The sequence below is a fragment of the Thermococcus sp. MAR1 genome (assembly GCF_012027305.1).
Classification (GTDB): domain Archaea; phylum Methanobacteriota_B; class Thermococci; order Thermococcales; family Thermococcaceae; genus Thermococcus.
Genome location: NZ_SNUF01000051.1, coordinates 1 through 381 on the forward strand (window position 1 = coordinate 1; position 381 = coordinate 381).

Genomic DNA, 381 nt, shown 5'->3' on the forward strand with positions numbered 1-381 from the left:
ATACCAACGCTTCCATTTAAATTATGAATGGGTGGATGTAATTTTTTGATAGCAATAAAAACCTCTTCTGCTAAACTGAATTGCTGCAAAATATTTTCAGCCAACTCCATTATAACAGTTTCTAATAATGGTGTAGCAACTTTCATTCTTTCTTCAACCAAACGAAAAATGGTTTCATAATTAATCGTGTGTTCAATTGATTGAATGATATTTTCTTTGGGATGATATTTTACTTCAACACTTACTTCAAAGTCATTTCCATTAGTTTTTTCTTCTTCGTATAAGCCGTGATATGCCCTGAAAATAATATTGTGTAAACAGATAGATAACATGCGGTAAAGATAAGTGATGGAGCAACTAAAACTAATTGAATACCACTTT

1 protein-coding gene is annotated in these 381 nt (G+C 30.7%); it reads right to left on the minus strand.

Features of this window, described 5'->3' with window-relative positions; genetic code table 11:
• Positions 1-332 (minus strand): dihydroneopterin aldolase (locus tag E3E25_RS11490; protein WP_167893430.1); only part of this gene is annotated, 332 nt, incomplete at its 3' end.
• Positions 333-381 lie beyond the last annotated feature (49 nt).